4 protein-coding genes are annotated in these 4,552 nt (G+C 66.0%); all 4 read right to left on the bottom strand.

What is annotated here, in order from left to right:
* On the bottom strand, window positions 1-804 hold an 804-nt coding region (locus AACZ35_RS12700), incomplete at its 3' end, for an ABC transporter permease subunit (RefSeq protein ID WP_339829878.1).
* A 5-nt stretch (window positions 805-809) separates the two neighbouring features.
* Window positions 810-1,907, bottom strand: a complete 1,098-nt coding sequence (gene potA, locus AACZ35_RS12695) for a polyamine ABC transporter ATP-binding protein (RefSeq protein WP_339829876.1) — start codon at window positions 1,905-1,907, stop codon at window positions 810-812.
* A gap of 54 nt (window positions 1,908-1,961) precedes the next feature.
* Complete coding sequence (locus AACZ35_RS12690) at window positions 1,962-3,095, bottom strand: extracellular solute-binding protein (protein WP_339829874.1); 1,134 nt, start codon at window positions 3,093-3,095, stop codon at window positions 1,962-1,964.
* Between the two features lie 60 nt (window positions 3,096-3,155).
* Window positions 3,156-4,523, bottom strand: a complete 1,368-nt coding sequence (locus AACZ35_RS12685; protein WP_339829872.1) for an aspartate aminotransferase family protein — start codon at window positions 4,521-4,523, stop codon at window positions 3,156-3,158.
* Window positions 4,524-4,552: the final 29 nt, after the last annotated feature.

Below are 4,552 nucleotides of genomic sequence, written 5' to 3'. Positions count from 1 at the left end.
CCAGTCGCGGTTGTTGAAGAACTCCTGCCACAGCACCCGGCCGATCATCAGCGTATCGGGGCCACCCAGCATTTCCGGGATGACGAACTCGCCGACCACGGGGATGAGCACCAGCATCGAGCCGGCGATGATGCCGGCCTTCGACAGCGGCAGCGTCACCGTCAGGAAGGCCTTCCAGGGCGGCGCGCCCAGGTCGGTGGCGGCCTCGATGAGCCGGTGGTCGTGTTTGACCAGGTTGGCGTACAGCGGCAGCACCATGAACGGCAAATAGGCGTAGACGATGCCGATGTACACCGCCACCGGCGTGTGCAGGATCGCCAGCGGTTCGTCGATGAGCCCCATGCCAATCAGCGCGTTGTTGAGCAGGCCGTTGTTCTTGAGGATGCCGACCCAGGCGTAGATGCGGATAAGGAAGGATGTCCAGCTGGGCAGGATGACCAGCATCAGCGCGACGTTGCGCGTGGCCGGCTCCATGCGCGAGATCGCGTAGGCGATCGGGTAGCCGACAAGCAGGCACAGCGCGGTCGAGATCACCGCGATCTCGAGCGAACTGAGGTAAGCCTTCACGTACAGGCTATCGCGCACCAGGAACAGGTAATTGGCGGTGTTGATGCTCAGCTCGAGCTTGTCGCCGGACCAGTTGATCAGGTCGGTGTACGGCGGCATGGCGATGACGGCGCTGGCGAAGCTGATCTTGAGCGCGATGGCGAACGGCACCGCGAAAAACAGCAGCATCCACAGGTAGGGCACCGCGATCACCAGCCAGCGCGGGCCCGGCAGGCGTTTGCGGATCGAGCGCGGCAGGTTCTTCACGTGGTCAGCACCACCCCGGCCTGGTCGTCCCAGCTCAGCCACACCGGGTCGTTCCAGGTGAACTTCTCGCTGGCCCAGCGCTGGCTGTTGATCATGTTCGCCAGCAGCTTGGTGCCACCCGGCAGGCGCACGTGGAACACCGAGTGGCTGCCGAAGTAGGCGATGTCCTCGATGATGCCGTGAACCTTGTTGTGCGGCTGGGCCGGTTCGTCCTTGTCGACCTGGATCTTTTCCGGGCGGATCGCCAGCGCGACTTCCTGGCCCTCGAAACCGGTGACGCCGTGGCCGACGTAGGCCGGGAACTCCAGCGCCGGGCTGCCGATGGTGACGTAGTCGTTTTCGTCCTCGAGGATGCGGCCCTCGATGAGGTTCACGGACCCGATGAATTCGGCGGTGAAGCGGCAGCTGGGCTGTTCGTAGATTTCGTCCGGGCTGCCGACCTGGCGGATCCAGCCCGCGTCCATCACCGCGATGCGGTGGGCCATGGTCATGGCCTCTTCCTGGTCGTGGGTGACCATGACGCAGGTGACGCCCAGGCGTTCGACGATGTTCACCAGTTCAAGCTGCATCTGCGAGCGCAGCTTCTTGTCCAGCGCGCCCATGGGTTCGTCGAGCAGGAGCAGCTTCGGGCCCTTGGCCAGCGACCGCGCCAGCGCCACGCGCTGCTGCTGGCCGCCGGAAAGCTGGTGCGGCTTGCGCTTGGCGAATTTCTCCATCTGCACCAGGGCCAGCATCTCGGCGACCTTGCGGGCGATTTCGGCCTTGGCCATGCCGTCCTGGCGAAGGCCGAAGCCGACGTTCTGCTCCACACTCATGTGCGGGAACAGCGCATAGGACTGGAACATCATGTTCAGCGGCCGCTCGAAGGGCGGCAGCGCGGTGATGTCCTGGCCGTCGAGGATGATGCGGCCCCTGGTGGGCTTCTCGAAGCCGGCCAGGCAGCGCAGCAGCGTGGACTTGCCGCAGCCCGAGGCGCCCAGCAGGGCGAAGATCTCGCCCTGCCGGATCGACAGGCTGACGTCGTCGACGGCGACGAAGCCGTCGAACTCCTTGCGCACCGCTTCGATGCGCAGGTAGCCCTCGGCCCCCAGCATGTCGTTCTTGGGGGCGCCCGCCAGGGCGCCGCTCGCCGTGCTTGCCATCGTGGCCTATTGCCCCGTCTTGAGGGTGGTCCAGTGCCGGTTGAACAAGCGGTCGACCTCGGGCGGCAGCACCGCCAGGGTGAACAGCTTGGCCTTGGTGTCCTCGGACGGGTAGATGCCCGGGTCTTCAAGCACCGCCGCGTCCACCATGGGCAGGGCGGCGGTATTGGCGCTGGCGTACATCACGTAGTTCTGGATGCCGGCCATCACGTCCGGGCGCATCAGGTAGTCAAGGAACAGGTAGGCGTTGTCGACGTTGCGGGCGTCCTTGGGGATGGCCAGCATGTCGAACCACATCGGCGCGCCTTCCTTGGGGATCGAATAGGCCACTTCGACGCCCTTTCCGGCCTCTTCGGCCCGGGCCTGGGCCTGGATGATGTCGCCCGACCAGCCCACCGCGACGCAGATGTCGCCATTGGCCAGGTCGTTGATGAACTGCGAGCTGTGGAAGTAGGTGACGTGCGGGCGCAGTTCCTTCAGGCGATCCACTCCTTTCTGGATGACCGCCTCGTCGAAGCTGTTGGGATCCTCGCCGAGGTATTGCAGCACCGGCGGGATGATTTCCGAGGGCGTGTCGAGGATGGCGACGCCGCAGCCCTTCAGCTTCGCCAGGTTCTCCGGCTCGAAGACCAGGGCCCAGCTGTCCACCGGCGCGTCTTCGCCCAGGGCTTCGCGCACCTTCTGCACGTTGTAGCCGATGCCGGTGGTGCCCCACAGGTAGGGGATGGAGTGCGTATTGCCCGGATCGTTGGTGGCCAGCAGGGCCATGAACGCGGGGTCGAGGTTGCCGTAATTGGTGAACCGCGACTTGTCGAGCTCCTGGAACACACCGGCCTGGACCTGGCGCGAGAGGAAGGTCAGCGAGGGCACCACGATGTCGTAGCCGGTGTTGCCGGCCATGAGCTTGGCCTCGAGCACTTCGTTGGAGTCGAAGACGTCGTAGGTGACCTTGATGCCGGTCTCGGCCTCGAAGCCGGCGATGGTGTCCTCGCCGATGTAGTCGGACCAGTTGTAGACGTTGAGCACCTTGTCGCCGGCGGGCGCGGGTGCGGCGGCGTCGCCGGTGTCACCGGCGGGCGGGTCCCCGCCGCAACCGGCAAGGGCAAGGCATAGGAACAGGGCGGACATCCTGGCTTTCATCGGCACACTCCCCACAGGGTGACTGAAGCGGTTGGACGGCAGGAACATCATAACCACAGCTCAGCCCGTCGCCATGCCCAATTCACGGGCGGTCAGGTCCAGGGCTTTCCAGGCCTTCCCGGCCAGTTCATCGACCTGGGACCGGCTGATCACCAGCGGCGGCGACAGCAGCATCGCGTCGTTGGTGGCGCGCAGGATCAGGCCACTTTGCAGGGCGAAGTCGCGGCACAGCTGCCCCACCCTGCCCCGGTCCGGGAAATAGGTCCGCGAGGGCTTGGACGGCACCAGTTCCAGGGCCCCGACCATGCCGACGAACCGGGCCTCGCCGACCAGCGGGTGCTCGCCCAGGGCCTTCCACTTCTCGCCCAGGTAGGGCCCGATGTTGTTCCGGCAGGTTTCGACGATGTGTTCTTCCTGCAGGATGCGGATGTTTTCCAGGGCCACCGCGGCGCAGACCGGGTGGCCCGAGTAGGTGTAACCATGCGCCAGCTCGCTGCCCTGCAGCACGCCGGCGACCCGGTCATTGAACATCACCGCGCCCAGCGGGATGTAGCCGGAGGTGATGCCCTTGGCCAGGGTCATCACGTCGGGGCGGAAGTCGTAGGTCTGGGCGGCGAACCACTCGCCGGTACGCCCGAAGCCGGTGATGACTTCGTCGGCCACCAGCAGCACGTCGTACTTGCGGCAGATGCGCTCGATCTCCTGCCAGTAGTTGCGCGGCGGGATGTAGACGCCGATGGCGCCCATCACCGGCTCGCCGATGAAAGCGGCCACGCGTTCCGGGCCCAGCTCCAGGATCTTGTCCTCGAGCCTTTTCGCGCAGTGCCGGCCGTAGTCCTCCTCGTCCATGTCGCCGCCGTCGCCGAACCAGTACGGCGGGTCGATGTGGGCGATGTCCGGGATCGGCAGGCCGCCCTGCTTGTGCATGCCCTTCATGCCGCCGAGGCTGGCGCCGGCGACGGTGGAGCCGTGGTAGCCGTCATGGCGGCCGATGAAGATGTTTTTCTGCGGCTGGTCCTGCACCGCCCAGAAGTGCCGCACCATGCGCAGGATGGTGTCGTTGGCCTCGGAGCCGGAGTTGGTGAAGAAGGCGTGGTTGAGGTCGTGCGGGGTCAGCTCGGCCAGCTTGGCCGACAGCAGCACCGTCGGCTCGGTGGTGCACTGGAAGAAGCTGTTGTAGTAGGCCAGCCGGGTCATCTGCCGCGAGGCCACCTCGCCCAGTTCCTTGCGGCCGTAGCCGATGTTCACGCACCACAGGCCGGCGAACGCGTCGAGCAGCTGGTTGCCTTCGGCGTCCCAGACGTAACAGCCCTCGCCCCGGGTCAGGATGCGGGTGCCGCGTTTGGCCAGGGCGGCGTTGTCGTTGAACGGGTGCAGGTGGTGGGCGGCGTCCAGGCGCTGCAGGGTGGCGGTGTCGATTCCGGGCATGGCGGGTCCTTGGTTCAGACGTTGAGCAG

The sequence above is a fragment of the uncultured Arenimonas sp. genome (assembly GCF_963976025.1).
In the GTDB taxonomy this organism is placed as follows: domain Bacteria; phylum Pseudomonadota; class Gammaproteobacteria; order Xanthomonadales; family Xanthomonadaceae; genus Arenimonas.
Note: the sequence above shows the minus strand (reverse complement) of the source record. Positions and strands in the feature narration are given on the sequence as shown.

What these genes read in the sequence shown, in the direction of transcription:
- potA (WP_339829876.1), bottom strand. Translation starts at nt 1,907, where the DNA reads ATGCTGGGGGCCGAGGGCTACCTGCGCATCGAAGCGGTGCGCAAGGAG.
- AACZ35_RS12690 (WP_339829874.1), bottom strand. Translation starts at nt 3,095, where the DNA reads ATGAAAGCCAGGATGTCCGCCCTGTTCCTATGCCTTGCCCTTGCCGGT.
- AACZ35_RS12685 (WP_339829872.1), bottom strand. Translation starts at nt 4,523, where the DNA reads ATGCCCGGAATCGACACCGCCACCCTGCAGCGCCTGGACGCCGCCCAC.